Origin of the sequence: Rhodopseudomonas pseudopalustris (assembly GCF_900110435.1) — a bacterium.
In the GTDB taxonomy this organism is placed as follows: domain Bacteria; phylum Pseudomonadota; class Alphaproteobacteria; order Rhizobiales; family Xanthobacteraceae; genus Rhodopseudomonas; species Rhodopseudomonas pseudopalustris.
The window spans coordinates 153,805-179,930 of sequence record NZ_FODT01000010.1 but is presented as its reverse complement, the minus strand read 5'-3'; the positions used below and the strand labels follow the sequence as shown (position 1 = coordinate 179,930).

Below are 26,126 nucleotides of genomic sequence, written 5' to 3'. Positions count from 1 at the left end.
GGCGCGAGAGGCCTCGCCGCCGGCTCCGGCGACGTTGTCGAGCTTGTCCTTCAGCTCTCCGACCAGCGCGCGCATCGTCTCGGCATTGCGCGCGAACTCGGCTGAGCCCGGATCGATCTTGGAATGAAGGGACATGGCGTTTCCGGCGGTTGAGGCTCGCCTCTGAAGGGAAGCGTTCCGCGTATGGTGTCATCGCTCCGGCGCGGGAAGCAACCCTAACCTGCCTATATCCGACCAAGGCGTTAGCGGATAAAGGCCAGGAGCGTCGCCGGCTTGCGCGGAGAGGTTGTGGTTGCGATCGGACAGCGTCCGGGCCGCTGCTGAATCCAGCCGATCGGTCGGAATGCGTCCGGTTAGTGGATCCGGGCAGTGCGTCCGGTCAGTGCGTCCAGGGCTCGCCGCGACGGAAGGCGAAATTGTCGGCATAGGCCGCTCGCCGACGCACCGGGGTTTTCGGCTCCAGCACCTGATACGGGATGCCTTCGCGCTCGCAATAGGCGATCGCTTCCTCGCGAGTTTCAAAGCGCAGGCTGACCTGTTGCTGCATGTCGCCGGACGAGGTCCAGCCCATCAGCGGTTCAATCATGCGCGGCTGCTCGGGCTCGTAGTCGAGCTGCCAGTCCCGCGTCTTGGCGATCCCGGATTGCATGGCGTTCTTGGCGGGCTTGAAAATCCGTGCGGTCATCGAAGGTTCGGGCCTGTCAGGTGCGGCATTGCTGCGGTTTGGTGAAAGCGGTGGCCATAGTGTAACGTTTCGAGGCCGGCCGTTTCGAAGCGTCACGTTTCGCTTCGCGAAACTGGGTGATTCGTGATCGTTTCCCGGCCACTTGTGATTCCGTCGCTTGGCGGTTTGGTTTCCTGATTGGGTATATTCGGTCCCCGGCGTCGTGACAATCGAGCAGGCCCGGGGGCGGCAGCGGTTTCCAGAAACGATACGGACGAACGCCTCCATGCAAATTCAGGCCATTCTCCCCGGCAAGGGCCGCGATCTCCGGCTGGACCTGTTCCGCGGCTTGGCTAACTGGGCGATCTACCTCGATCACATCCCCGACAATGTGGTGAACTGGATCACCACCCGAAACTACGGCTTCAGCGACGCCGCCGACCTGTTCGTCTTCATCTCCGGTTACACCGCCTCGTTCGTCTACGCCAAGATGATGCTGGAGCGCGGCTTCATCGTCGGCGGCACAAGGCTGACCAAGCGGGTGTGGCAGCTCTATGTCGCCCACATTGTGCTGTTCGTGATCTACATCGTGGCGATCGGCTATGTCGCGCTGCGTTTCAGCGATCCCGACATCATCAACGAGTTCAACGTCGCCGGTCTCGTCGACAACCCGATCGAAACGTTGCGGCAGGGCCTGCTACTGAAATTCAAGCCGGTGAATCTCGACGTGCTGCCGCTCTACATCGTACTGATGGGCCTGTTTCCGCCGGTGCTGTGGCTGATGCTGCGACGACCCGATATGGTGATGATCGCGTCTTTCGCATTGTATTTCACGGCGCGTTATTTCGACTGGAATCTGCAGTCCTATCCGGCCGGCACCTGGTACTTCAACCCGTTCTGCTGGCAGCTGCTGTTCGTGTTCGGCGCTTGGTGCGCGCTCGGCGGCTCCACGCGCTCGCGCTCCATCATCAACTCGCGCTATATGCTGTGGTTCTGCATCACCTACCTGGTGTTCGCGCTGGTGATGACGATGGCGGGCCGGTTTCCTGGGTTCGGCGAGATGTTCCCGGAATGGCTGTTCGACGCCTTCAATCCCAACGACAAGACCAATCTCGCACCCTACCGCTTCCTGCACTTTGCGGTGCTCGTGGTGCTGGTGATCAGGTTCATTCCGAAGGACTGGAAGGGGCTGGAATCGCCGATCTTCGACCCGCTAATCAAATGCGGCCAGCAATCGCTCGCGGTGTTCTGCGTCGGCGTGTTCCTGTCCTTCGTCGGGCATTTCGCCCTGATGCTGAGCTGGGGCACGCTGCTGGCGCAGATCGTGGTCAGCGTCACGGGCATCGCGCTGATGACGATGGTGGCCTATTACATCACCTGGTCGAAGAAGCAGGACAAGCCGCTGAAGCCGGCGCTCGCGAAAGCCGCGCCCGACCAGCCCGCCGGCATCGCAGCGGCCGCCTCCGTCGCTGCGACCGGCATCGAGCCCGAAGCGCGGACCACGACTCAGGCCGCAGGCGGCCCAGCCGGGCCGGCCCCATCCGGGACGCAGTCGGTGCCCTCGGCGGGTACGGGCCAGAATTAAGACGGGAAAGCTGAAGCCGGATCAAAGCAAGCAGCGAAATCTGCCCGCCGCTTGGGGAATGGTCGGGGCAGCTGGATTCGAACCAACGACCTGCAGTACCCAAAACTGCCGCGCTACCAGGCTGCGCTATACCCCGATGCCGGTTGGTTCGCCGTCGATACACGCTTACGCCGGGACCGGCAAGCGGCCGGTTCAGCGGCCCTTGAACAACGGGTGCCCGACCCGGTCGCCGGCCGCGATGCCGAGCTTTTTCGCGGTGCCGCCGATCACTTCCAGAACGCCGGTCACAGGCCCGCCTGACGAGATGATCCGGGTCGACATCGGCTCGGTGTTCTCGGCGATCCGCAGGATCCGGCCGTCGGCGCGGATGAAAATCATATCGAGCGGGATGTAGGTGTTCTTCATCCACATCGACACCTGCTGCTCCGGCCGGAAGTCGAACAGCATCCCCTGCCCTTCGGGCAGTTGCTTGCGATACATCAGGCCGGTTTCCCGCTCCTGCTCGGAGGTCGCGATCTCGACGCTGAAGACGTGTACGCCGGTCCTGGTCACGATCTCGAGCGTTTCCATCTTCGCCGCCTGCGCGCCGCGTACCGCGAAGGCGCACAGCGTGAGCGCGATGGTGAGCGCCGTCAGCGCCCGCGCGGCGTATCCCATTCGAAAGCTCGTCATCGACGCAACCTGTCCGTCCGCCTCATTCAAAACCGGCGCAACCCTAGCGCATGATCCCGGAACGTGGACACCGGTTTTCGGACGGGATCATGCTCAAACGATGGAAAGCCGGAGTCTGATCCTGCAAAGATGCATCGGATTTCGGCTCGGCCATCTCTCGCGTGGCGATCATGGCCAGTCGCCTGACGAAATGGCGGACCGGCCGGGCACGCGCTCCGAGTGTGATTCACGACCTGGATATCGGATGCCGCGTCGAAGCGACTGAAACGCCGCGACTGGACTCGCCGGCGGCAGGATTCGCCGGCGGCAGTCCTCGCTAGTGCGAGGACAATCCGGGAGCGCCGCTCTCCGGCTGGATTTCGGCAGCCATCATGCCCTTGGAGCCCGGCCCGAACCGCACCAGCACATACTGGCCGGGTCGCAGTTCGGTCATGCCGTAGCGGCGCAGCGTCTCCATGTGCACGAAGATGTCCGGCGTGCCCTCGCCGCAGGTCAGGAAGCCGAAGCCGCGCAGCCGGTTGAACCATTTCACCTGTGCGCGTTCGAGCCCGCTGGTCGGCGTGACGCTGACATGGGTGCGCGGCGGCAGCATCTGCGCCGGATGAATCGCAGTCGACTCGTCCATCGAGACGACGCGGAAGGCCTGGTAGCCCTTGGCGCGTTGCACACATTCGACGACGATGCGGGCGCCTTCGTAAGCCGTCTGGTAGCCGTCCCGACGTAGCACGGTGACGTGCAGCAGAACGTCCGCCGCGCCGTTGTCCGGGACGATGAAGCCATAGCCCTTGGAGGCGTCGAACCATTTGATGACGCCGCCGATCTCGACCAGGTTGGTCGATTCGCCGATCCCGGCGAAGGCGCTGCCGACGCTATCGCGCTGCGCGAAGTCGCGCTGCGCGAACTCCACGGCGACGGACGCCGCAGCGCCGCCTGCTGGCATGCCTGGCTTCTTGGACTCAAAACCGTCCGACCCCATGACCCCGGACCCCGTACGTCAAAAAATGCTGACTGCCCCGCTTCAGCGACGACAGCAATTCGCGAGCCCCAGTTCCATGACTAATCAGGTCGTGACTGATCAGGATTGCGCCGCCGCGAATCTGTTGATTCGAAGATAACACCCCGATGCCCGTCGCAAAGACAAAAAAGCGCGTGATGCGACAGCTATGAACAGCCTTGAATACCTGCGAATCATACGGGGATTCAGTTGCCGACGAACGGTCCGAGCGTTTCGCCGATGTCGTAACGGATCACCAAATCCGCGATCTCGTCCTGGTCGGTCGGCTCGTTGTTGATGATCACAAGCTTCGCGCCGGACTCCTTGGCGAGGATCGGAAATCCCGCCGCGGGCCACACCACCAACGACGATCCGATCGCGAGAAACAGATCGCAATGTTGCGCCAGTTCGCTGGCGCGGCGCATCTCGCCGGTGGGCATCGCCTGGCCGAACGAGATCGTCGCGGTCTTCACCGGCTCGTCGCATGAGGTGCAATGCGGCGCATAGCCGGTCCGTTCGAACCAGTGACGCACCCAATCGAGTTCATGGCGTTTGCCGCAACCGATGCAGCGCGCATAGGTGGTGTTGCCGTGCAGCTCGACCACATCGTTAGCGACGATGCCCGATGTCTGGTGCAGATTGTCGATGTTCTGAGTGATCACCGCGGGGACCTTGCCGGCCTTGTACAACGCGGCGAGCGCGCGATGGCCGCGCCCGGGCCGGGCGGCCGCGAAAGTGTCCTGCATCGCGAAGCGCCGCCGCCAGGCCTCGTCGCGCGCATCCTGTCGCGCGACGAATTCGTCGAACGGAATGGGCCGGTTTCGGGTCCACAGACCGTTGGGGGACCGAAAATCCGGAATGCCGGACTCGGTGGAGATCCCGGCGCCGGTAAACGGCACGATCACCGATGCGTTGGCGATCATGTCGCCGAGCTGTTCCACCCCGCTGCGGAGGTTGGGTGCAATCATGGCTGCAACAATCCGAAAAACGTCCGACGCATCGCAATTTGCCGCTTGCGACGCAAGGCCGCCCCGCGCGCGCCGGATATGCCCTGGACGAACGTCGCGCGCCAAACTGCGCGAGTTCACGATGCAGCGATTCCAACGCACATTTTTTTGAATTGCAACAGGGGCAAGCCGCGTCGATAGTCGAAGCACTCTACGGATGACCTCCCCCCGGAAAGAGCCCCGCGACCTCCAAGGCGGGGCTCTTTTTCGTCAGCGGGTCGCTCCACGAATTTCGTCACGTTCGCCGCTCCCCTGCATGCGATCATCGACAAGCAAGAGGCCCCGGAGCATCGCTCCGGGGCCTCTATGGTTTCATAGCCGATGTTTTGATTGCCTGTGTTTGCGGTCTGTGCCGTTGCGAGGCATGACGCGTTCGACGAGGCTCGCCCGACCTTCGTCAGCGCAATCGCAAGCGCCGGTCGCGCCTGCAAGCGCCGCGCTTTTCAAGCCCGCACTTTCAACGCAAGATCGCCGCCACCCGCCTCACGGAGACTCCAGAATCATGCGTTATCTGCACACCATGCTGCGCGTCCGCAATCTCGACGCCGCGCTGCAATTCTTCAGCGGCGCGCTCGGCCTCAAGGAGGTTCGCCGCATCGACAACGACAAGGGCAAATTCACGCTGTTGTTTCTGTGCGCGCCCGAGGACGAAGATTTGGTCAGGCAGTCGAAGGGACGCGGCGCGCCGCTGGTCGAGCTGACCTACAATTGGGACGAAGAGAGCTACGGCGAGGACCGCTTCTTCGGCCATCTCGCCTATGAGGTCGACGACATCTACGCCACTTGCGAGAAGCTGATGAAGCTCGGCGTCACCATCAATCGCCCGCCGCGCGACGGCCAGATGGCGTTCGTGCGTTCGCCCGATCTGCATTCGGTCGAGCTGTTGCAGAAGGGCGATGCGCTCCCGCCGCAAGAGCCGTGGGCCTCGATGCCGAACACCGGCCATTGGTAGTCGCCGCGCGGCCTTGATAACGAGGTGATCGCGCGAACCACGACCAGCGTTTTGTTCCAGCGAAAACGCCGCTGAAAACTCATCCGCCTCCCGGAACCGGCGCCAATGCGTGGCGTTGTTGGTGCAAATTAACGGAGGCTGAAAATGGGACGAGGACTACTTCTCTGGCTGATCGGCGTGCCGATTCCGGTCATCATCCTGCTTTGGCTGTTCTTCGGCCGATGATCAGGACTTGATTCGAACAGCAACAGGTCTCGCCTTGCGGGGCCTGTTTGCTTTTGATTGCTTTTGAGATCCGCTCGTTCGAGGCGCATACGCCCCGACAGGGTTGCAGGGTTGAAGACACCGATTCGTCGAAGACGGGACCCCGCTTCAACAGACGAATCTGACGCCGACGGTCGCGCCGCGTCGCCAGACCACTTCGCAATTGCGCCCCGTCCGGGCGTCGCGCGAAAAGGCCAGCCGGAGCTTGGGCCCCAGCGAGGCCGCTTCGGCCACGGTCAGCTTCGCGCCCGTGGTCGACAGATCAATGACCTCGCAAGGCCGTGCCGCGAACCCGCCGTCCAGCGTGATCCAGCCGCTCTGCCGCACCGATTTTCGCGGGTTCCGCTTGTCTCGTTCTCTGGCCATGGCTTACTCCGTTCGTCTCGGTCTAGGCCTTCCGGCGTTGAAAAAACGTTGCAAACTTGATCGAAATTTCGAGGTGTTCGCGCTTCTTCGCGAAGCGGACTTGCCGCGCCCGGAAAACGCCACTATACGTTCGCCCGCCGCTGCCGCCCGGGACACTTTGGACCGTTGGCCAGCGGCCTCGCCAATCAACGCAATGTGTTGATCTGGTTAGGGAATACGACGTACGACTGTGCGTTTCCGCAGGCCCGCGCCCCGATCCGGTTCGCGAGCCAGGCGGCTTCGCTCCCTTCGTCTATCGGTTAGGACGCCACCCTTTCACGGTGGAGAGAGCGGTTCGATTCCGCTAGGGAGCGCCATTTCGTCACCATTCAGAACAAAACCGCGAATATTGCACCTGAGCCTTTATCGGCGAACATTTTGGTGCGGTGCGAAAACCAGCTGACCCGTTCGCGAAAACTTCTGCGCCACATGAAGACCGAATGACGTCAGCTCAGAGTGTCAGGTCGCCAACGGGCCAAGGGGCACTGGCAGACGTCCATCCGAGCCCGCAATGGCGGTACCCAGCCTCACTGCGAGACGACGATCATTCGGCGTTTCCGCTAGGCGGATGGCGTCAAGGCGCAGCGCGATGTCTTCGGGCCTGCCAACCTCGATCGATTGCCCGCGTATACACGCGCCCTCTGCCGGACGACTTCAGAGTCGTCCACGCCAATTTTGCGAACAATCTGTCGATCATCGTGCGGTGGGATTTGGAAGCCGTTGTCGAAGCTCCCGAACGAGGCGATCGAGGCCAGCGTCCTGCGAAAAGGCGGCGGCCAAACGCTCGGCGTAGTCGAGCGCTGTGTCGATGTCTCCCGCGTCTCGGCTGAAGGCGATGACCGCCATCATCGTGTCGCGGTCGTGCGGATGCCGGGCGGCGATCTGTTTCAGAATGGAGATGGCGTCGGCCATGCGGCCCGCGGAGTGTAGAGCGACGGCGTAGACATACGCAAACCGTGCCCGGTCGGGCTCAAGCTCGGTAGCTTGGCGCAATTCGGCAATCGCTTCGTCATACCGTTTCAACCGCACCAAGGTCAGCCCGAGAACATGGTGCAATTCGGCGTCCCGCGGTGCGGCTATCAGGGCTGTGCGCAACACACTTTCACCTTCGGGCTCGCGGCCGCCCTGGCGGTACAGATCGGCCAGATTGACCGCGGCAGGAGCATAGGCTGGGCTGAAGCGCAGGGCCGCTTTGTATTCCGTCTCGGCCTCAGTCATCTGCCCGCGGTGCAGCAGGAAGCGTCCCAGCGCCGATCGCGCCTCGGGCCGATCCGCGTTGAGACGCTGCGCAGCGACGAACTCCTCGGCGGCGCTCTGGAACCGCGGGCGGTCAGCAACAGGCTGCTGCGCAGCGGGCACCAAAGCGAGCAGCGAGGCCGCTCGAATGCGAACGCCGCGAATGGGATCAGACAGCAGCGGCGAAGCGATCGCCCACAATTGCAGCGGCGGCCCGCCTTCGAGCAGATCGAGCGCTCCGATCCGCACCATCGGATCGGGGTTCGACAAACCGGCCTTCGCCTGCTCCATCGTTTCCGCGGATACGTACGCATTGAGCTCGGTCAGAACCGTGGCGCGGACGATGTCGGGGGTGGCGTGATCGGCCGCCACCGCAGCCAGCAATTTGGATGAATCGGCGCGGCCTGCCCAGCTCGCGGCCAATGCCGGCGCGAAGGTCTGGAACCCCTTGCGGCTTGGTCCGTGCCAGCTATCGATTGCCGCGGCGGCCCATTGCGGCGTCCGATCGGCGTGGCAATCGTTGCAGGCATTCGGGGTATTCAACTGCGCGGACAGATCGGGACGCGGGACGCGGAAACCGTGATCATGCCGCCGATCGACGCCCATATAGGTCCGGACCGGCATGTGGCAAGACGCGCAGCCGAGCGGCGGATCCACCGCCGCGTGGCGATGGTGCGACGCGATGGCGAATTTGTCCGCTGAATGACATTGCAGGCAGAGATTGTCTCCACTGTGCCGCGGCTTGCCGCTGTGCGGATCGTGGCAGTCGCTGCACGTGACGCCGGCAGCATACATCTTGCTCTGCTTGAACGAGCCGTAGTTGTAGACCTCGTCGCGCATCTGCCCATCGGCGTGATAGAGCCCACGGCCGAGAGGCGAGACGACGTGGCTGTCGGACAGCCAGTGTCCCGGCACCCAATCCTCAAACAACTGGCCGCGCCGAGCGTGACATCGTCCACAAGCCTCGACTTCGGTGCGGAGCATCGCGGGCGGCGCGCTCCGCGCGGAGTTTCCGGTGTTCGGATCGAGCGTCCAGCCGATGTTGCTGCGCTCGGCATAGCGCACCAGCAGGCCCATCGTATCGTCGAGCGACTTTTCCGACGGCCACCCGCTCTGCCGGGCGTGCGCCCATGCGACGTGATTTGAGCCCTGGCCATGACAGGCTTCGCAGCCGACGCTGATCTCGGCCCATTTCGTCGCGAAGCGATCAGCCTTCGCATCGTAGTTCTTCCGAATGCCGGTGGAATGGCACTCGGCGCACATGAAATTCCAGTTCTGGTTCAGCCTGGTCCAGTGCAGCACGTCGTCGTGCCCGATGCGTTCGTCCGGATAGAGATGAAACCAGCGCTGCCCGCCTTTGTCCTTCGGCCGTGCGTCCCAGGCAATCGTCAGCGCCTGCAGGCGACCGTCGGGGAATTCGATCAGATATTGCTGCAGCGGATCGATGCCAAAAGTGTACTTCGCCTCGAACGTCGTCAGCTTGCCGTCCGGCCCGTCCGTTTCCACCATGAACTTGCCATCCCGACGAAAGAACCGCGATGGCACGCCGAAATGCTCGAAACGCGCATCGTTGAAATCACCGAGCACTGTCGTCTCGGTCGCATGCGCCATGGCGTGGCTGTGCTGGGATTTGCGCCAAAGCGCCGCCTGGCCCGGGTGGCAACCGGCGCAGCTTTCGCTGCCGACGAAGTTCGGTGGCGCGGGTCGGGTTACGGGCTCAGCGAAAAGCCGTTCGGAAATTCCGGCCAGCACGATGGCCAGGGCGAGTCCGGCGATCAGCCCGATCGATCGCGATCGTGAATGGCCCGACATGACGCGGCACTATTCCTGTTTCTGTGGCGCCACGGCTTCGAGACTCTCGCCAAACGTCAGGGTCGGCTCTCCCCGATTGACCGCTGCGAACCGATCGAGCGGCAACGAGGTTGTCACCGTCGAAACACGGGCATCGACCACCTTCAGCGTGATCTCGCGCCCAGATTTCATCCGGCGGATGAATGCCGCATCCACGGCATGGGCCGCAACACAGGTGTTGGAGAAGCACCAGGCAAACGGGAGACGAACCGCGGCTTCTCCATCGATCGCAATCCTCACGCCGGCTTCCAGAAACAGCATCGGAGGGAGATATATCTGCAGACGCGCCCCGCCCTGCGGATCGCCCTCGATCAAGTCGATCCGCAACATCTCCTGGCCGGTCTCCGAGACACCTGCGATCGTCGTCCGACAGATCGCCGCCGCCGGAGACGGCCGGAAACAAAGCTTGCGCCAACCGGAATAGGTGAGATGCCTGAGTTGGCGTTCGCCTCGGGCCTCGACGAGGGAAACGGGCGATTCGGTTGCCGCAGGGGTGCTCGGCCGCTTGTCTTCCGCTATTGCCGGGAGAACGAACTCGGCCAGGAAGAACAGCGACAAGGCGATACGCCGCGAGGTGTGATTCCGCATAATGGTCTCCCGCCGGCGGTTAGGGATGCAGATCGAGGAAGCGGCTGACAATCGGCGACCAGATCGGGATCGCATCGGCTGAATGCAGGAAGAAGTGGCCTTCATTGCCGAACGCCGGCAGCAAATGATATTCGGCATCCCCTCCGGCGGCTCGATAGGCATCGAGCATCTGCTTCGAGAGGACCGGCCCAAAGAAGGAATCATTCTGCACGTAGATCGACAGCATCGGAATTTTCGCGGTGCTGCCGAACTGTCCGGTCGCAGCCACCAGGCGATCCGGCGCGCAATTGTTGTTGGGCTTGCCGTCGAGATGCCCGCCGCGGCCGGCCGCGAAGGTGATGATGGCTCGGATGGAGGTCGACTTCAGACTCGACAGCGCCATCGCGCCCCAGCCGCCGCCGGACTGTCCGACCACCACGACACCCTTCGGCAACACCTCCTTCTGGGCAATCATGTGATCGATCACCCACTGGTTGATTGTTGCGATCGCAATGCCGGGATCACGAAAATTGGGGCTCGAGCAATCGCCGACCTCTCCGAAATACAACCCGAACAGACCGCGCTCGGGCAGTTCGATCGCGGTGCGCGAGAACCCAGGCCGGATCGGCACCACGACCATGTTGCCACGCTGTGCGAACCACAGCGCCGCGGCACGAAACTCGACCAGCGGAAAAAAGCTGCGCTCGGTCGCATCGAGCGACTCACCATGATTCATCACCACGAGCGGCAGCGGGCCCGCGATTTGAGGTCGGAAAACGTAGGCAAGCACGGGAAGCGGCGACGATAGCAGGATCAGCTTTTCATCAACCTGAATCCGATCGATGACGTCGGCCGCATTCGCAGCGGCGACGTTGGTGAGGAATATCCCCAAGATCAGCAACAGGATGCGACGAACCATTTTGACTCCAGTTTCATCAGCATCACCACGGAACGGTTTGCGACCGTCAGCCAGGCTGGCGGTCGCTTCAGTCGTGAGGAAATGCTCGTTGCTTTCAGCTTGGGACTGTCGCCGCTCAGCGGCAGTAGTCCCAGTATCCGCCCGTCATCGCGGGGTCGGTCCAATACCAGCACAGCGTCGACGACGGCGCCGCTGGCGGCGTGCCCGCAGCCGCGACATAGATGACCGTTCCTAGGGCAACGCCTGCGACGATCGTCCCATAGTACGGACGAGGCGCCCAGACGCGCACGGGCCGACGCACGTTGACATTGACGTTGGTGTTCTTCCGCACATTGACATTGGCATTGCGGTTCACGTTCCGGTTGATGTTGGTATTTCGGTTGACGTTTCGATTGACGTTGACGTTCCGGTTCTTTCCTCCCGCACGTACGACAATAACGCCATCAGAACGATCCTGGGTCAGAACCGCGCCGTTGGTGACGGCCGGCAACGCAGCGCTTGGATCGGCCGCCCCCGTCAGCAGCGCTGCTCCAAACGCAAATCCGACCAATATCCTATATCGCTTCGGCATCGTTCTTCCTCCACTGTGCAAACGACCAGCTGAACATTTTGCCGGTACGGCTCGAAATGTCTCCGCCCCACCCTTCAAGGTCCGACGGTTCGCTGCTACTTCTTCAAATAGGTGACCTTCGTCGTTCCGATCGTGCCGTTGAAGGCAAACGGTGCCTTGTCGAAATAGTCGAGCGACACCGGCGAATCGAGATCGCTACCGATGTCGAAGGTGGCATTCGACGTGAAGTGAAGTGACATCGCCGCTGGCACTTGGCCCTGCGCTACCGCCTTCCCGTTGACCTTCAGCGTGACGTTCATCGCCCCGCCGATTTTGTCGACGAGTTTCGACTCGACCTCGATCTTCGCCTTGCCGGCGGCCAGCTTTTCCTTCGCCCTGATCTTGGTGCGCGTGATCTCGAACAGGTTGAACTCGTAGCTGAGAATGCCGTCTTTGACGTAGCATGTGACGCCGCCGGAGAATCCGGCCAGCGCATAGAGCACGCCGTTCGGGTTCGCTGGCAGGTCCACCTCCATGCTGACAAGGCTGTCCACCTTGCCGAGTTTGGGCGCGGCGGATTCCGGCATCCGCATCATCGGACCATCGAACGTCCATTCGGTGAGATTTGAGGCCGGAGCATCTTCCGGATGGTACAGCGCCGTGGACCACAGACCGCCACCAATCGGCAGGTTCTTGTTCTTGGTGGATTCGATCAGAAACAACGACTTCATCTCCGCCAGTTTTTGCGGTTCGGCGGCAGCAAGATCGTTGGCCTGGCTCCAGTCTTTGTCGAGATTGTAAAGCTCCCATTTGTCGGTCAGAGGCGACCATTCCCGAATGCCCTTGGGTATCCCGCCTACCCAAGGCTCGCGCGGTCCGGGGGCGCTTGCGAACCAGCCGTCATGATAGATTCCGCGGCTCGCCATGATGTCGAAGAACTGCGTCTTCCGTCGCCCCGGCGCCGTGGCGTCGGCGAGCGTATAGCTCATGCTCACGCCGTGGATCGGATCTTGCTCGAATCCATTGACCACGCGGGGCGGAGTGATCTTGAGCTGATCGTAGATAGTTGGGACGATGTCGATCACATGATGGAATTGGGGTCGAGGGGTCGGGTCCGGCTTGATGCCCTTCGGCCATGCAACCGCCATCGGTTGGCGTGTGCCTCCGAAATGTGCTCCGACGAGTTTGGTCGACTTATAGGGCGTGCTTCCGGCCCAGGCCCACGCCGCGTGGTACATATTGTCGGTCTTTGGACCACCCAGTGCTTCAAGCCCGCCAAGCTCCTTCAACGCCTCGAGGTGTTGCGAAATCTTGGTAGGAATGCCGTTCTGTGCCAGTTGCTCGCTGATGGTGCCGTTGAGACCCTCTGCCGAGGAGCCGTTGTCGCCCCAGATGTAGAAGATCAACGTATTGTCGAGTCTGCCCTGCCGCTGGATCTCATCGATCACACGGCCTGCGTTGTAGTCAGCGTGCTCGGTAAAACCGGCGAAGACTTCCATGAGGCGGCGCTGGAACGGCTTTTCATCCTCGGGGATCGAGTCCCAGGAGGCCATCGATTCCGGGCGCGGCGTCAATTGAGCATTTTGCGGGATCCAGCCCTTCTCCCTGGCGCGCTTGAACACGCGCTCGCGGTAAGCGTCCCAGCCGTCGTCGAACTTGCCTTTATACTTATCGGCCCACTCCTTCATGATCTGATGCGGGCCGTGCGAAGCACCTGGCGCCCAGTACATGAAGAACGGCTTGTCCGGTGCGTAAGCCTTCTGTTCGCGCAGCCATTTGATTGCGTCAGCCGCGATATCGTCAGTCAGGTGGTAGCCTTTTCGCGGCTCTTCGGTGACCTGAGTAGTGTTTCGCACCAAGGTCGGTTCATATTGCGAAGCTTCGCCGGCGAGAAAGCCGTAGAAATATTCGAAGCCATAACCGGTCGGCCAATATTCAAAGGGACCTTTTGAAGTGATCTGCTCCTCGGGAGTGTTGTGCCACTTGCCCCAAGCCCCGGTATTGTAGCCGTAGTTCTTCAGCACCTCTGCAACCGTCGCGGATGATTTTGGGATAGTCCCGCTGAACCCGTCGAAATCATTGGCAATCGCGGCGATCTGGCCATTTCCGACGAAGGTGTGGTTGCGTCCGGTGAGCAGTGACGCACGCGTCGGCGAGCACATCGCCGTGGAGTGGAAGCGGTTGTAAGAAACACCCATGTTGGCGACGCGATCAAGCGTGGGCGTATTGATTTCGCCGCCATAGGTCGACGGCGTCGCCGGGCCGACATCGTCCATCAGGATGATCAGAATGTTCGGTGCACCATCGGCGAGCCGTTTTGGTTCGACGCGTTTGCTGTAAACCGAGTCCTGGATCGTCAGGCCGGCAACGGAGCCCGACGGCGCCGGAGGAAACGGCAGGATTTCCTGGGCATTGACGATCGGCGAGAACATTACCGCCAGCGATAGGCTGACGGCGCCTGCTAGCGTCTTTCGCAAGAACTCCATGTCGCAGCTCCCTCGCTTCATCTTTGATCGCGCTTCTCGACACCTGTCAGTTCACGCGTGCGCGTCAAAAGACACGGGTCGGCCACCGACTAGCTTTAGCAAATTCACTTGCCTGAGATTGTTCACGGGCGGCCTATTGGCCTACCAAGCGATCCAGACCTGGTTGGCCAGACTCTGTCCCGCGACTGGCCGACGCCATATCTAGTCCCGTTGCTTGAGGAGGAGATCGATGGCGTGAATGACTTTTTCGGTGGGATGCTGCTTGCAATACAGGATCACCTGATGCTCGCCAGGCTTCACCCGCTCGATATGGGCGAAATGCTTCTTCGCAAGCCCATTGTACCAACCGCTGTACCAAGCCGCGAGCATGTCGGCGTCTTCTTGAAAAGTCGCGGCAAGCTGCGCACAGGTCAACGCCTGCACGTCGATATATCCTTTGGCGTCCGTATAGGCTGACAGAGGCACTTGAGCCCTAAGTTCGGAAATAGCCGCGAAAAGCGTCGCGGAGCCAAGACCCAGCCCAATTACAAACGTCGTTATCTTCATGCCCGTCCTCCCGAGACCACCGATTACAGGTCGATCTTTGCTATCACAGTGGCTTCCCTCACATTGTTCACCGGCGGACAATTGCGTCTGCAAACGAGTGATAGAAACAGCTTTCGTTTCCACGATGCGGTTCAGATCGCCACAGGCTCGCGACGGCATTTTATTACCGGACCCATCGACACCCGATCATTCAAATCAGCAAAACGAAAGCGATTCTGAGATGACGACTTTCCGGCGCGCAAGCAGACGAAGGCTTTCGACGTTAACGGGTCTCGCCGCGCTCGCCGTTTGTTTGCAGTCGCCAGCGTGCGCTGCGGCAGACGCGCCCAGGGTGATAGGACTGCCGAGTGTTGCAGCCTGGCCCGGCGATTTCGACCAGATGCTGAAGCGGCGCGTGGTCAGGATTCTAGTGCCTTTCAGCAGGACGTCGTTCTTTCTCGACAAGGGCGTGGCGTTGGGTTTCGAAGCCGAACTCGGGCAGGCATTCGAGACCTGGCTGAACAAGCGTTATGGCAAGAAGCCCTATCGCATTCACGTCGCCTTCATACCGACGCCGCGCGAAAAGCTGTTCTCTGAATTGCGCGATGGCAAGGGTGACATTGCCGCCGGCAATCTCACGGTGACCGCGGAACGCGAGACCATCGTTGATTTCGCCGCTCCGTGGGTGACAGGCATCAAGGAAGTGCTGGTGACGGGACCAACCGCACCCGAAATTCATTCGGTCGATGATTTGGGCGGTCAAACCGTTACGGTTCGACGCTCCAGCAGTTACTTCTCACATCTGCAAACGTTGAACGAGGAGCGAAAACAAGCCGGGCGCCCGCTGATCGACCTGGTGCCGGCGGACGAGAATTTGCAGGACGAAGACCTTCTCGAAATGGTTGGCGGCGGCCTGCTGCCTTGGACCATTGTCGATCGATATACCGCCCGCGCCTGGAGCGGACTCCTCAATGGAATCACAATCAGGGACGAAGCCACCGTAGCCGAAGGCGGGCAAATGGCTTGGGCCGTCCGCAAAAACAGCCCTCTGCTGCAAAAGGAACTGGCGGCCTTCGTATCCGAACACAAGATTGGCACGGCGTTCGGAAACGACCTGCGGCTCCGTTACATACGCAGTGCGAAGACCATCAAGAACGCGCTGGCTGACGCAGAGGCCAAGAAATTGAAAGGTCTTCTGCTCGCCTTCCGCGAATTTGGTACGCGATACAACATCGATCCGATGTTACTGGCGGGCCAGGGCTATCAGGAATCCGGGTTCGATCAGAAGATGAGGAACGCATCCGGCGCGGTTGGCGTGATGCAAATCAAGCCCAGCACCGCGCGGGAAAAACAGATCGCCATCACCGACGTCGTCAGTCGCGCGGAAGACAACATCCACGCTGGCTCCAAATACCTGCGGTTTCTTGCTGATACCTACATCAAGGACCCCGGTGTCGCGCCACGCGAGCAGGTGTTGATGGCGCTCGCAGCTTACAATGCCGGCCCCGGAAATCTTCGCAAATTCCGCGACTACGCGACCAAGCACGGCCTCGACCCGAACAGATGGTTTGGGAACGTCGAAACCGGGGCGGCAGCAATCGTCGGCCAAGAGACCGTCGGTTATATCGGGAACATCTATAAGTACTATGTGGTCTATTCGGCCGGCGAGAAGGCCGCAAAAGAATAAATGACGCTTCCGTCAATTCCGAGCGGCCAAAACGTGAAGCCCGCATCGAGCGGGACTGAACAAATCAATTGTCATCGACCCGCGAGCAACACTCCAAAACTCACGGCCGGGTTGACGTGGCAACCTGAAACGGGACCAATTCCGTAAGCCATCGCGACGATGGCGAGCCCGAACGCAAACGCAATTCCCAGCACATCAATAGAAGTTGACCCTGCTCCCATCCCGGCAATGACCGCGGCACCGCATCCGAAGAAGACGAGTGCAAATGTCCCGAAGAATTCGGCAACCGGCTTTTTCACTATCGATCCTTTGCTTTGAGCAGTTCTCTAGTCACAGAACGCAATACCCTTGAGCCGGTGCAGACGCGCCTGCGATCATAGTTTCACACTATGTCTCTCGTCCTTCCACCACGGCTGGGCCGCGGCGTTGCTGATCTCGTCAAGAGGTGAAGTAGAGATAGTTCGTCCAGCTGGTCATTCGCATTAGCGCCATCCGTATGACGCCAGCGATTTGAACGCTGCCGCTGTAGATCGCTGCGTCGCCTTGCATGCCCGCCGGCAATCTCCGACCTTCTGCGTCGTCGAGCCGGATACGGACGGCAAACCGCGTATTGCCAGGGCTGCCGATGCCCGGAAATAGCCCGGTGGCCGTCAATTGTCCTTCGCTGGCGATGTCGATAGTGCTGACCACTTTCCCGGGAAAAACACGGCCGGGATACATCGGAAATATCACCTCGGCATATTCGCCGGGCCTGATCTGAAGGTACGGTCCCTGCATGAAGGATGCGACCACCATGCCCAGATTGGCCTGGTCGCGGTCGCATACGAACGGCAGCACCGACGCGGCGGCGCTGACAATGGCGCCCGGCACAAGCTGCAAATTGACCGCATAGCCGTCGCATGGCGCGCGAACGATCGACTCGTCGAGATTATATGTTGCAGCCGCGAGTTGTTGGCGTGCCTGCGCCACCGCCGTATTGTCGCTGCCGATGTTGGACTGATAGGCGAGCCGGGCCCGATTTTCGGCTGCGCTGGCTTCGGCCACGACCTGTTCTGCAGTTTCGGCATTGCGCTGGGCGCGATCGAGGGCCGCCTGCGCGACCACCTGCTTGCTGAACAAGTCCTGCTGCCGCTGCAGATCCGCCTTCGCCAGATTGTACTGCGCGGTCGCCTTTTCGACTCCCGCGGAGGCCTGATCGAACGAAGATTTAAGTTGCGGGACGTTCTGCTGCGCCGCCGCCAGCGCCGCTTGCAGCCGGTCGATCTCGAATTGAAATGGTTGCGGATCGATTCTGAATATCACGTCTCCCTTCTTCAACGGCGCATTCGGCTGCGCGACGATTTCCGCGACCCGCCCCGGCGTCGTGATGTGCGGGACGATCTGAACAATGCGCTGGAACACCCGGGCGTCGGCTGACGATGGGTGATAGTTGTTCATCGACAGCAGAATGAAGAATGCGAAGGCAGGGCCAACTGCTGCCAGAACGAGTGCGATAGGAAGGCTGAGTCGAATAAGTTTCAGCTTGGCGAATATCAGCCAGATCAGCAGCATGTAGACGCCGAAGATGGCCATCATCATGGCGCAATCCTCCGCGTCTTCCCCATGGCCTCCAGGACATCGATGCGGCTGTTGATTTTGTCCAGCTCGATATCGATGGCGTTTTCAGGAGCCGCAACTTCTGCGGGCGCCGCGTTAAGTTTGCGGTAGAGGTAGATCACGAAGGCGGAGCTTGCGATGGCCCAGAGCACGACTAGCCTCCCCGCGCTGTGGTTGTTCTGGTCAACTCCGCCTCGATCGCCGCAAGCCGCTGCGAGACCTGTTGCAGCTTGCCGACGACGGACCGGGAGCTGTCGGATGATGGGCTGCCTCTTGTCGGTGCTCGATCCAGGTGCGCCCAGACCATCGCAACCGGCCACAGCACCAGCGTGACAAGTCCCATCCAGCCGCAGATATTGATTGCAGCCGCCTCCGGATGCCCCCGCGCCGCAGCGATCGAACCCGGCAGGCCGCCAAGCTTGTACAGCACGACACCAATTGCGACGGGCAACACGCAGAGAATGACGAGCGTGAGCCAGTGAAGGAACGGCCCGAAGCCCTGTAGGGTGAATGACATCGTCGCCTCCGAAGGCTGGCCGTTTGAAGTTTACTGCAAGTTGACCTCGACCTTCTCGATCTTGCCGTCGAAGCGGAACGGCCGCCGGTCGAAATAGTCGGTCGACACCGTCGAGCCGAGATCGACGCCGACATCGAAGGTCTCGCTGGCGGAGAAGGCGGCGGGCACCGTGCGTTTCACCGTGGTGCGCCCCACTTCCTGGCCGTCGACCTTCACAACGACGTCCGCTCCCGAAAGCGGTTTGGCGCTTTCGAGCCTGGTCGTCACCTCGATGCGGTGCTTGCCGGGCGTGATCTTGGTCGCGGAGCGTGCGATGTAGCGCTCGATGATCATCATGTTGTATTCGTAGACCAGATCTCCCTGGTCCATGTAGAGCGTGACTCCGCCGCCCGCGCCACCGAGCGCATAGAGCACGCCCGACGCGTTGTCGCCGATCTCCGCGTCGATGATGACGGTGTTGTTGTCGTGGCCGATGCCGGGCGCGGTGAATTCCGGCATCCGCGTGGTGGTCGCATCGAACCGCCAGCGCGTATACGGCGTCTTGATCCGGTCCTCCGGATGCAGGCGAAGCCAGATGCCGGCGCCGAGCGGATAGACCTTGTTGGCCTTGGCCTGTTGGTCGAATGCCTTCTGCAACTTCGCTAAGCGCTGCGGCTCTCTCGCGGCGAGATCGTTGGCTTCGGAAAAGTCCTTGTCAATTCGGTACAATTCCCACTTGTCCTTGGCGGAGTCCCATCCGGCGAGGCCGGGCGCGCCGGGCAACCACGGCACCAGCGGACCGAAGGTCGCCGCGATCCATCCGTCCTGATACATCGCCCGGCTGCCATTGTTGTCGAAGTACTGCGAGGTCTTGCGCGGCGACGCCTTCGGATCGTTGAATGTATAGGCGAGGCTCACGCCATCGATCGGATCCTGCGCGACGCCATCGACGATTTTCGGCGGCTTGATCCCGACGAGTTCGTAGATCGTCGGCGCGATGTCGTTGACATGGTGGAACTGCGGCCGCGGCGTCTTGTCCGGCTTGATGCCCTTCGGCCAGGAGATCACCATCGGATTTCGCGTACCGCCGAAATGCGAGGCGACCAGCTTGGTGTGCTGGAACGGCGTGTTGCCGGCCCAGGCCCAGCCGGCGTGATACATGCTGTCAGTCTTCGGACCACCGAGCGCTTCGAGCCCGCCCAACCGGTCCAGCGCGGCAAGCTGTTGCTCGACCGTGTTCGGAATGCCGTTCTGCGCCAGCAATTCGCTGATCGTGCCGTTCTGTCCCTCGGCGCTGGCGCCGTTGTCGCCGAATATGTAGATGATGATGGTGTTGTCGCGAATGCCGAGACGCTCCAGCTCGTCCACCACCCTGCCCGCCTGCACGTCGACATGCTCGACGAAACCGGCGAAGATTTCCATCAGCCGCCGCTGGAACGGCCGCTGCGCTTCCGGAATGCTGTCCCAGGACGGCATCGAGGCGGTGCGCGGCGTCAGCTGGGTGTCGGCAGGAATCCAGCCGAGCTGTTTCTGCCGCGCGAACACGCGGTCGCGATAGGCATCCCAGCCGTTGTCGAACTTGCCTTTGTACTTGTCGGCCCATTCCTTGAATATCTGATGCGGCCCGTGGCCGGCGCCGGGCGCCCAATACAGCAGGAACGGCTTGTCGGGAGCGAATGCCTGGTGGCGACGCAGCCAATCGATGCCGCGCTGCGCGAGGTCCTCGCTGAAGTGATACGTCTCACTGTGCGGCGGCTCGATCTGGTTGGTGTTCTCGACCAACCGCGGCTCCCACTGCGAGGTCTCGCCGGCGAGGAAGCCATAGAAGTAGTCGAAGCCGTGTCCGGTCGGCCAGCGATCGAACGGGCCCATCGAGGTGGTCTGGTCGGCGGGAGTGTTGTGCCACTTACCGATCGCCGCCGTCTTGTAACCATAGTGCCGCATCACCTCAGCCATGGTGGCGGAGCTTTTCGGGATCACGCCAGTGTAGCCGTCCCAATCGACCGCGCGCTCGGCGATGGTGCCGTTGCCGACGCGCTGATGGTTGCGGCCGGTCAACAGCGCCGCGCGGGTCGGCGAGCAGATCGCCGTGGTGTGGAAGGCGTTGTAGCTCACGCCCTGCTCGGCGAGCTTGCTCAGCGTCGGCGTGTTGACCTCGCCGCCGAAGGTCGCCGCCTGACCGAAGCCGACGTCATCCAGCAGGATGATCAGGACATTCGGCGCATCCTTGCGCAGATGGCTCGGCTCGACCCGCCGCACGTGTTTGGAATCCTGCAAACGGGGAGCCGCGATGCTGGCCGACGGCGAGCCCGGAAATGGCAACACGGAGCCATCGGCGGCGGCAGCGGTGGTAATGCGTTGCGCGAGGGCCGGCCCCATCAGCGCAAGTAGCGCCACGCTGGCGACGAGGCTGCATGTCGTTTTGCGCCGCTGTCTCATCTTGGCGTTCCGTCCATGTGCTGGCGGTCTTTTCGCCGCTCGGTTTGAGCCCGATCAATCGGCTCGCTGGGAGGATGGAACAAAAATTCGGCTGAGATTGATCACCGGCGACCTTTTGAGGTGAAAAATGCTGGCCCGTGACGCTGCCTATGAGGTCGTCAGCACCCGGGGCTGGCTCAGCCTGACACCGGCCGCGTTTCGAGGCGCGGTGCTCGAGCGCTGCCAGCTGCAGGAATTTGGTGCCGGCGTGCCGGTCTATGTGATCGGCGATGAGGCGGGCGGCCTCTATGGGCTGGTCAAAGGGGCGCTCGGCATCGCAATCGCTCCTCGGGAAAATGGTCCCTACACAGGGCATTTGGCGATGCCCGGCAGCTGGTTTGGCCAGATATCAGCCTTTACCCGTCAGCCCAGGCGGGTCGGCCTCACTACGACCCGGCCGACAGTCCTGCTGCATCTGCCTTTGCATGGGCTGGACGAAATCGTCAGGTGCGATCCCGCCGCTTGGCGGTTATTTGGCCTCATAACCATCGAACATCTCGATCTCTCGATGGGGAGCTCCAACGACCTGATGATCCGCGATCATTTCAAGCGCTTCGTGGCCGTCCTGCTTCGCCTTGGCGACTGTCGCGTCGCCGATCCGCCGAGCGGGCAAGCGATCGAGATCGATATCGTTCATGAAGAGATCGCCTATATGGCCAACGTCGCACGGACCACGGCAGGCGCCATCCTGCGCAAGCTCGAGGCGGAGGGGCACCTGGCGCTGTCCTATCGCCGTGTCAGCATTCTTGCCCCGGCTGCACTGAGAAAGATGTTGCAAAACTAAGCTTGCAAGGGGCTAGCCTGGAAGGACGCCATGCTCACCCTCATCCAGGAGGCGTTGAAGTCCGGTACTGCGCTCGGTTTCCCGCTGACTCGCATGATCGGCCACGCCGAGACGGCGGTCGACGACTGGAAATAGGCTCCGGATGCGCCAACCGACGGGATCTATAACCCCGAACTGGATTCCAAGCTTGGGCACTGCAAGATGGACGGATAATTTATATCGCCATTTCAATGACATATGTGTTCGCAGCTCTATTCTGACCGGCGCGCCATTCTGCCATCATTGCGAGCAAAATTGCGAACCGGGAGCCGGGCGCGCTCAAGCGTGATGACGATTCAACCCAAATATTATCGCGATTTAGGCTTGCGATCCTGAGCGGGCGTCCTCGAACCCCTGGGTCTGAAGATCGAGAACCGGCAGTTCGCGTGACTTGCGATTTCGCCGGGTCGTTCTATGGACATTTGGGCAAGGAGCCGATCTTTACCGGAACACCTAAAGAGTGCCACAAGAGGCGGCCTTCGATTCGATGAAGGCTGGCTAAATTGATCATGGCAGAGCGGCGCCCATCGGTCCTCCTTGTGGAGGATGAACCTTTTGTCCAGACGCTTCTGGCGGCGTATCTGGAGAAGGAGAGCGTCTCGGTGACGGTAGCATCTACTGCGGCCGAAATGCGCGCGGCGTTGCGATTGCCAGGTCAGCCGATCGACGCCATCGCGCTCGATCTTGGTCTTCCCGACGAAGAAGGGCTCGCCCTCCTCCGGCAGTTGCGGACTCGGCTGAATATACCGATCTGCATCACCACGCGGGACAACTCCGCGGCCAGCCGGACCGTCGCGGCTGAGCTGGGGGTCGACGACTATCTTGTGAAGCCGTTCCACCCGCGACAACTCGTTGCCAGCCTGATGCTATTGCTGGGCAGGAAGAGTGAGAAGAGCTCGCCGCTTCGATTTGAAGGATGGTCGTTTGATAACGGTGCTCGCGTCCTGACGAATCCGCAAGGGCAGCCCATTCCTCTGACACCCGCTGAATTCGATGTGCTGGCGGCGCTGCTGATCGCCGAAGGGCGTACGATATCGCGTGCGCATCTGCTGGATGCGATTGGGTCCGACAGCAGCAGTGCGTCGTCGCGCATGGTGGATGTGATTGTCAGCAGCCTGCGGCGCAAGCTAGGCGATCCATCGCGTATGCCCCGTTTGATCGTCACCGTACCCAGCGTCGGCTACCGCTTGTGCGCCAGTCCGGGATGAATGCCCCGGAGATCTGCGGCAGCGCGCTCCGCCAACGCAAGCGTAGTACGGATGTCCGTGTCCTCCACTGTCGACGATTGAGCTAGCCGATTTTCCAGCGCTGCAGCGGCCGCGCTCAAGGGTATCAGTCCGGCAAGCCCCGCCGCGCCGGCCAGCTGATGTGCAGCACGGCGGGCGGCCTGCCGGTCCCCGCGCTGTATGGAAGCCTCGATCGTTGCCGTGCTCCGTTCCACCGCCGCCAGGGCTTGCCCGACGAGTCGATCAACGGTCTCAGCTCCAAGCTCCTGCTGCAAGGATGGAAGGAAATCGTCCCGCTGCATTTGCGAGTCGGACTGAGCGGGCGGTCGTCCTGCACAGACCGCATCGATCGTGCGTTGCAGCTCCTCGGGCATGATCGGCTTGGACAGGTAGCCATCCATCCCCGCCTGTACGCAACGCTCGACCACGCCCGCCGTGACATTGGCGGTAATGGCAACGATTGGAACAGTCGCACCTTTTCCTCCCAGGGCACGAATGTACCGAACCAGTTCTATTCCGCTCAGGCCCGGCATTTCGAGATCGACGAGTACCACGTCCACCGGCTGCTCGATTAGTAGCGCCAGCGCCTGTACACCGTCCGCGGCTTCCCGGACACGATGCCCCTTCACATCGAGCAAGCCGGAGAGAACGAACCGATTGTTCTCGTCGTCGTCGACGACGAGAACGCTGAGGGTTTTGCGTATGGCATCGCCCTGTTGTGCAGCAGCCTGGATGTCGATCTCGGCTGCATCCGTCGGCGGTAATGGCAATCGGACCTGAAACCTGCTGCCCTGCCCCGGTTGGCTATCCGCCGTGATGCAGCCTCCCATGGCTTCGGTCAGCCGCCGGCAGATCGCCAGGCCGAGGCCGGTCCCCCCGAATCGTCGGGCGATCGAGGAATCGGCTTGTACGAAGGGCTCGAACGACCGGTCCAGCCTGTCCCGAGGAATACCGATGCCAGTGTCTTCGACCTCCAGCCGGATCCAGTCGACATGGATCGAATCGGGCGTAGCGGACACGCAGACCTCGCCCGTTTCCGTAAATTTCAGGGCGTTACCAACAAGGTTGAGCAAAATCTGACGGAGGAGATCGGCATCTCCCATCACGGTCGCCGGCAAAACCTGATCGACGACAAGTTTCAGCGATATATTCTTCTGCTCCGCGCGCAGGCTCATGATCGCCACAACATCAGCAAGCAGCGTGTGAAGGTCGAACGCGGCGTAGCTGGGTTCCGGCTTGCTGTCGGAGATTTTCGCGAAGTCGAGAATGCCGCCGATGGTCGCGAGCATTGCGGCGCCGGTGCGTTCGGCGACGTTCACGGCGGTGCGCACCTTGCCTTGCAGCGGCATCGATTTGAGCAGATGGATGGCGCCGAGCATTCCGTTCATCGGCGTGCGGATCTCGTGACTCATCACTGCAAGAAACTCCGACTTGGCGCGATTGGCCTCGCCTGCTGCGACGAGCGCAGTCTGAAGTTCACGGGTACGTTCATCGACCGCGCGCTGCAAACGCTCGCGTTCGTGTTCCTGAAAGGCCACCAGATCCTGCTGTGCCTTGTCTCTGGCGCTCTCGATTTCGCGGAGGCGCCCGATGGCAATGAAAAGGAGCAGAAGCATGATGGACAGATTGTTCCAGGTAATCTCTGATCCCACGGACCAGGAAGCTGGCCAGATGCCTAGAATATGTCCCAGATACAGGAAGAACCTGACGACTGCGGGGCCGCTTGCAAGCAGAACCAGTCGGGAATTGCCGAAGCCGCGGCGCCAGCTGTCCAGCACTGCGATGATCCATAGGGCTTCGTAGACCACTTGTAGCACCGTCGTGATAGAAACTGTGGTTCTGTAGTCGCCAAACGCGGCGAACAAAGAGCCTGCCAGCAGGATGGCACTGAAGGTGCAGAGCGTTCTCCACCAAATGGCGATACGATCGATTCCGATGAACATCGCTGCCATCGTGCACAGAAGCACATGGGCAATCAGGCCGAGGACGCCCGGGGCACGCAAGACAACATCGCCGCCACCGGTCAGGATGAAACGATACAGAAACCCCTGGAAGGCCAAGTCGTAAATGACTTCGGCGATAGCTCCGGCCGCGAGTGCCAGGAACACGCGATCACGCCGGGCCAGGCCCAGCACCAGACTAAAGAGCGCCATGGTGCCCATCGATCCGACGAGCAGCATCTCGATGAGCAGATCGGGTGCGTCTGCCTCCTGAAAGCTGGCGGGGCTCCACAGGCTGGCCTCGATACTGACAGAAGAACGGCTTTGCACACGGAGGGCGACGATCGTCCGCTCGCCTGGCGCGAGCGTGATGGGAAACACGGATCGTGCCGCTTTGACCGGACGGCTGTCGAGAGGCGTTCGATTGCCCGCGAGCAGTGTTTCGGAGGGCTTGTCCTCGCCGGGGGCGAAGCGGAAATAACGCACATCCTCCAGCCGCACGACACCCACGGACAGCCACCGCGTAACCGGTTGATCGCTGCCGTTATAAAATGCGCCGCGCAGCCAGAAGACAGAGCTTGTGAATCCCTGGGTCAGCGTTCGCAGTGACGCTGCAACCCATCCCGAATGCCTGAGCGCTTCTCCGGCGGAGAGATATCCGTCGCGATCTTCGAGAATAGACAGCGACTGTTCCAGCGCCAGATGATCTGTGACGCGCGCCAGATCGACGCCGTCTTCGACAGCGGCTGCGAGACTGCAAGACGACGATCCTGCGATGAGTGTGACGAACACCAGCAAATGAATGGCCGCACTGCGCAGACGCGCGGCGAAAGCAGGTAGCGAGCCAGTCATCATACGCACTTGCCAGGGCGACAGGCGTTCAGGCCGCAGAAAATGCGTCCCCTGTTTGTCTCCTGCGCGAACGTATTCCGAAATGATCGACATCGCATGGAGGTCAGACAGGGCTTTGCCAATAGCGGCCTTTGACATGCGCGCTGTATTCGAGAAGAGGACGCAAGTCGCTGTGAAACACGCAGCCGCCCGCGGCACAAGTGCCGGCATGCAATCGCATTCACAATGATGGGGATGACGGGCAGAGACGAGCGGCGTCTTTACATCCATTTACAACGCGCGACCAGATGGCCGGACAAATCTGACATGACGGGAGGTAAGCAGAGTTCAATCGAGTCGGAATCAAGAATT

General features: G+C 61.3%; 22 protein-coding genes and 2 tRNA genes. 6 read left to right on the top strand and 18 right to left on the bottom strand.

The genetic code is table 11. The annotated features are described in order from the left end of the window. Positions 1-379 precede the first annotated feature (379 nt). Positions 380-685, bottom strand: coding sequence for an ETC complex I subunit (locus BMY71_RS18980; RefSeq protein WP_092685761.1), 306 nt, complete (start codon positions 683-685; stop codon positions 380-382). A gap of 265 nt (positions 686-950) precedes the next feature. Here BMY71_RS18980 and BMY71_RS18975 point away from each other — a divergent pair, with 265 nt between their 5' ends. Beyond that, the gene (locus tag BMY71_RS18975) at positions 951-2,249 is read left to right on the top strand and encodes an OpgC domain-containing protein (RefSeq protein ID WP_092685760.1); all 1,299 of its coding nucleotides are present in this window, start codon (positions 951-953) and stop codon (positions 2,247-2,249) included. A gap of 59 nt (positions 2,250-2,308) precedes the next feature. On the opposite strand, the gene BMY71_RS18970 is transcribed toward BMY71_RS18975, so the two are convergent. The 4 genes from BMY71_RS18970 to BMY71_RS18955 all read right to left on the bottom strand — a co-directional run bounded on the left by BMY71_RS18970 (position 2,309) and on the right by BMY71_RS18955 (position 4,883). Beyond that, positions 2,309-2,385: transfer RNA gene (locus BMY71_RS18970), tRNA-Pro, on the bottom strand. Between the two features lie 56 nt (positions 2,386-2,441). Then, complete coding sequence (locus tag BMY71_RS18965) at positions 2,442-2,921, bottom strand: DUF192 domain-containing protein (RefSeq protein WP_092685777.1); 480 nt, start codon at positions 2,919-2,921, stop codon at positions 2,442-2,444. A gap of 316 nt (positions 2,922-3,237) precedes the next feature. Continuing rightward, positions 3,238-3,897, bottom strand: a complete 660-nt coding sequence (locus BMY71_RS18960) for a cold-shock protein (RefSeq protein ID WP_092685759.1) — start codon at positions 3,895-3,897, stop codon at positions 3,238-3,240. Positions 3,898-4,121: 224 nt separating this feature from the next. After that, the gene (locus BMY71_RS18955) at positions 4,122-4,883 is read right to left on the bottom strand and encodes an SIR2 family NAD-dependent protein deacylase (protein WP_092685758.1); all 762 of its coding nucleotides are present in this window, start codon (positions 4,881-4,883) and stop codon (positions 4,122-4,124) included. 541 nt (positions 4,884-5,424) lie between these two features. Between BMY71_RS18955 and BMY71_RS18950 the strand changes: the two genes are divergently transcribed. Then, complete coding sequence (locus BMY71_RS18950) at positions 5,425-5,874, top strand: VOC family protein (protein WP_011502938.1); 450 nt, start codon at positions 5,425-5,427, stop codon at positions 5,872-5,874. Positions 5,875-6,246: 372 nt separating this feature from the next. On the opposite strand, the gene BMY71_RS18945 is transcribed toward BMY71_RS18950, so the two are convergent. Next, entirely contained in the window at positions 6,247-6,504 is a 258-nt protein-coding gene (locus tag BMY71_RS18945) for a PilZ domain-containing protein (protein WP_011502937.1), read from the bottom strand. Positions 6,505-6,785: 281 nt separating this feature from the next. Here BMY71_RS18945 and BMY71_RS18940 point away from each other — a divergent pair. After that, positions 6,786-6,860 (top strand) — tRNA-Glu (locus tag BMY71_RS18940). A gap of 376 nt (positions 6,861-7,236) precedes the next feature. On the opposite strand, the gene BMY71_RS18935 is transcribed toward BMY71_RS18940, so the two are convergent. The 6 genes from BMY71_RS18935 to BMY71_RS18910 all read right to left on the bottom strand — a co-directional run bounded on the left by BMY71_RS18935 (position 7,237) and on the right by BMY71_RS18910 (position 14,698). Then, positions 7,237-9,591, bottom strand: a complete 2,355-nt coding sequence (locus BMY71_RS18935) for a tetratricopeptide repeat protein (RefSeq protein ID WP_092685757.1) — start codon at positions 9,589-9,591, stop codon at positions 7,237-7,239. A gap of 9 nt (positions 9,592-9,600) precedes the next feature. Continuing rightward, on the bottom strand, positions 9,601-10,188 hold the full coding sequence (locus tag BMY71_RS18930; protein ID WP_175557719.1) for an invasion associated locus B family protein: 588 nt from the start codon (positions 10,186-10,188) through the stop codon (positions 9,601-9,603). Between the two features lie 49 nt (positions 10,189-10,237). Beyond that, entirely contained in the window at positions 10,238-11,116 is an 879-nt protein-coding gene (locus BMY71_RS18925; RefSeq protein WP_092685755.1) for an alpha/beta hydrolase family protein, read from the bottom strand. A gap of 115 nt (positions 11,117-11,231) precedes the next feature. After that, positions 11,232-11,687: a hypothetical protein gene (locus BMY71_RS18920; RefSeq protein ID WP_011502933.1), complete on the bottom strand. Its 456-nt coding sequence runs from the start codon at positions 11,685-11,687 to the stop codon at positions 11,232-11,234. 95 nt (positions 11,688-11,782) lie between these two features. Then, positions 11,783-14,152 (bottom strand): arylsulfatase, encoded by a 2,370-nt coding sequence (locus BMY71_RS18915; protein ID WP_092685753.1) that lies wholly within the window; start codon positions 14,150-14,152, stop codon positions 11,783-11,785. 201 nt (positions 14,153-14,353) lie between these two features. Continuing rightward, a complete protein-coding gene (locus BMY71_RS18910) occupies positions 14,354-14,698 on the bottom strand; it encodes an HdeA/HdeB family chaperone (protein ID WP_011502931.1) in 345 nt (114 codons plus the stop codon). 220 nt (positions 14,699-14,918) lie between these two features. On the opposite strand from BMY71_RS18910, the gene BMY71_RS18905 reads away from it, so the two are divergent. Next, positions 14,919-16,364 (top strand): MltF family protein, encoded by a 1,446-nt coding sequence (locus BMY71_RS18905; protein WP_092685752.1) that lies wholly within the window; start codon positions 14,919-14,921, stop codon positions 16,362-16,364. 71 nt (positions 16,365-16,435) lie between these two features. On the opposite strand, the gene BMY71_RS18900 is transcribed toward BMY71_RS18905, so the two are convergent. The 5 genes from BMY71_RS18900 to BMY71_RS18885 form a co-directional block, all read right to left on the bottom strand. Beyond that, entirely contained in the window at positions 16,436-16,663 is a 228-nt protein-coding gene (locus BMY71_RS18900) for an aquaporin (RefSeq protein WP_210185066.1), read from the bottom strand. Between the two features lie 139 nt (positions 16,664-16,802). After that, positions 16,803-17,942 (bottom strand): HlyD family secretion protein, encoded by a 1,140-nt coding sequence (locus BMY71_RS18895; RefSeq protein ID WP_092685751.1) that lies wholly within the window; start codon positions 17,940-17,942, stop codon positions 16,803-16,805. Next, positions 17,939-18,112, bottom strand: a complete 174-nt coding sequence (locus tag BMY71_RS25000) for a hypothetical protein (RefSeq protein WP_175557718.1) — start codon at positions 18,110-18,112, stop codon at positions 17,939-17,941. The genes BMY71_RS18895 and BMY71_RS25000 overlap by 4 nt, the downstream gene beginning before the upstream one ends. A gap of 2 nt (positions 18,113-18,114) precedes the next feature. Continuing rightward, positions 18,115-18,477, bottom strand: a complete 363-nt coding sequence (locus BMY71_RS18890; protein ID WP_092685750.1) for a DUF3302 domain-containing protein — start codon at positions 18,475-18,477, stop codon at positions 18,115-18,117. 30 nt (positions 18,478-18,507) lie between these two features. Further along, the gene (locus BMY71_RS18885) at positions 18,508-20,895 is read right to left on the bottom strand and encodes an arylsulfatase (protein WP_092685749.1); all 2,388 of its coding nucleotides are present in this window, start codon (positions 20,893-20,895) and stop codon (positions 18,508-18,510) included. 127 nt (positions 20,896-21,022) lie between these two features. Here BMY71_RS18885 and BMY71_RS18880 point away from each other — a divergent pair, with 127 nt between their 5' ends. After that, on the top strand, positions 21,023-21,718 hold the full coding sequence (locus BMY71_RS18880; RefSeq protein WP_011502925.1) for a Crp/Fnr family transcriptional regulator: 696 nt from the start codon (positions 21,023-21,025) through the stop codon (positions 21,716-21,718). Positions 21,719-22,266: 548 nt separating this feature from the next. Next, on the top strand, positions 22,267-22,965 hold the full coding sequence (locus BMY71_RS18875) for a response regulator transcription factor (protein ID WP_092685748.1): 699 nt from the start codon (positions 22,267-22,269) through the stop codon (positions 22,963-22,965). Here the strand turns inward: BMY71_RS18875 and BMY71_RS18870 are convergent. Beyond that, the gene (locus BMY71_RS18870) at positions 22,938-25,913 is read right to left on the bottom strand and encodes a hybrid sensor histidine kinase/response regulator (RefSeq protein WP_175557717.1); all 2,976 of its coding nucleotides are present in this window, start codon (positions 25,911-25,913) and stop codon (positions 22,938-22,940) included. The two genes, BMY71_RS18875 and BMY71_RS18870, sit on opposite strands and share 28 nt — an antisense overlap. Positions 25,914-26,126: the final 213 nt, after the last annotated feature.

What these genes read in the sequence shown, in the direction of transcription:
- BMY71_RS18980 (WP_092685761.1), bottom strand. Translation starts at nt 685, where the DNA reads ATGACCGCACGGATTTTCAAGCCCGCCAAGAACGCCATGCAATCCGGG.
- BMY71_RS18975 (WP_092685760.1), top strand. Translation starts at nt 951, where the DNA reads ATGCAAATTCAGGCCATTCTCCCCGGCAAGGGCCGCGATCTCCGGCTG.
- BMY71_RS18965 (WP_092685777.1), bottom strand. Translation starts at nt 2,921, where the DNA reads ATGACGAGCTTTCGAATGGGATACGCCGCGCGGGCGCTGACGGCGCTC.
- BMY71_RS18960 (WP_092685759.1), bottom strand. Translation starts at nt 3,897, where the DNA reads ATGGGGTCGGACGGTTTTGAGTCCAAGAAGCCAGGCATGCCAGCAGGC.
- BMY71_RS18955 (WP_092685758.1), bottom strand. Translation starts at nt 4,883, where the DNA reads ATGATTGCACCCAACCTCCGCAGCGGGGTGGAACAGCTCGGCGACATG.
- BMY71_RS18950 (WP_011502938.1), top strand. Translation starts at nt 5,425, where the DNA reads ATGCGTTATCTGCACACCATGCTGCGCGTCCGCAATCTCGACGCCGCG.
- BMY71_RS18945 (WP_011502937.1), bottom strand. Translation starts at nt 6,504, where the DNA reads ATGGCCAGAGAACGAGACAAGCGGAACCCGCGAAAATCGGTGCGGCAG.
- BMY71_RS18935 (WP_092685757.1), bottom strand. Translation starts at nt 9,591, where the DNA reads ATGTCGGGCCATTCACGATCGCGATCGATCGGGCTGATCGCCGGACTC.
- BMY71_RS18925 (WP_092685755.1), bottom strand. Translation starts at nt 11,116, where the DNA reads ATGGTTCGTCGCATCCTGTTGCTGATCTTGGGGATATTCCTCACCAAC.
- BMY71_RS18920 (WP_011502933.1), bottom strand. Translation starts at nt 11,687, where the DNA reads ATGCCGAAGCGATATAGGATATTGGTCGGATTTGCGTTTGGAGCAGCG.
- BMY71_RS18915 (WP_092685753.1), bottom strand. Translation starts at nt 14,152, where the DNA reads ATGGAGTTCTTGCGAAAGACGCTAGCAGGCGCCGTCAGCCTATCGCTG.
- BMY71_RS18910 (WP_011502931.1), bottom strand. Translation starts at nt 14,698, where the DNA reads ATGAAGATAACGACGTTTGTAATTGGGCTGGGTCTTGGCTCCGCGACG.
- BMY71_RS18905 (WP_092685752.1), top strand. Translation starts at nt 14,919, where the DNA reads ATGACGACTTTCCGGCGCGCAAGCAGACGAAGGCTTTCGACGTTAACG.
- BMY71_RS18895 (WP_092685751.1), bottom strand. Translation starts at nt 17,942, where the DNA reads ATGATGATGGCCATCTTCGGCGTCTACATGCTGCTGATCTGGCTGATA.
- BMY71_RS18890 (WP_092685750.1), bottom strand. Translation starts at nt 18,477, where the DNA reads ATGTCATTCACCCTACAGGGCTTCGGGCCGTTCCTTCACTGGCTCACG.
- BMY71_RS18885 (WP_092685749.1), bottom strand. Translation starts at nt 20,895, where the DNA reads ATGAGACAGCGGCGCAAAACGACATGCAGCCTCGTCGCCAGCGTGGCG.
- BMY71_RS18880 (WP_011502925.1), top strand. Translation starts at nt 21,023, where the DNA reads ATGCTGGCCCGTGACGCTGCCTATGAGGTCGTCAGCACCCGGGGCTGG.
- BMY71_RS18875 (WP_092685748.1), top strand. Translation starts at nt 22,267, where the DNA reads ATGGCAGAGCGGCGCCCATCGGTCCTCCTTGTGGAGGATGAACCTTTT.
- BMY71_RS18870 (WP_175557717.1), bottom strand. Translation starts at nt 25,913, where the DNA reads ATGTCAAAGGCCGCTATTGGCAAAGCCCTGTCTGACCTCCATGCGATG.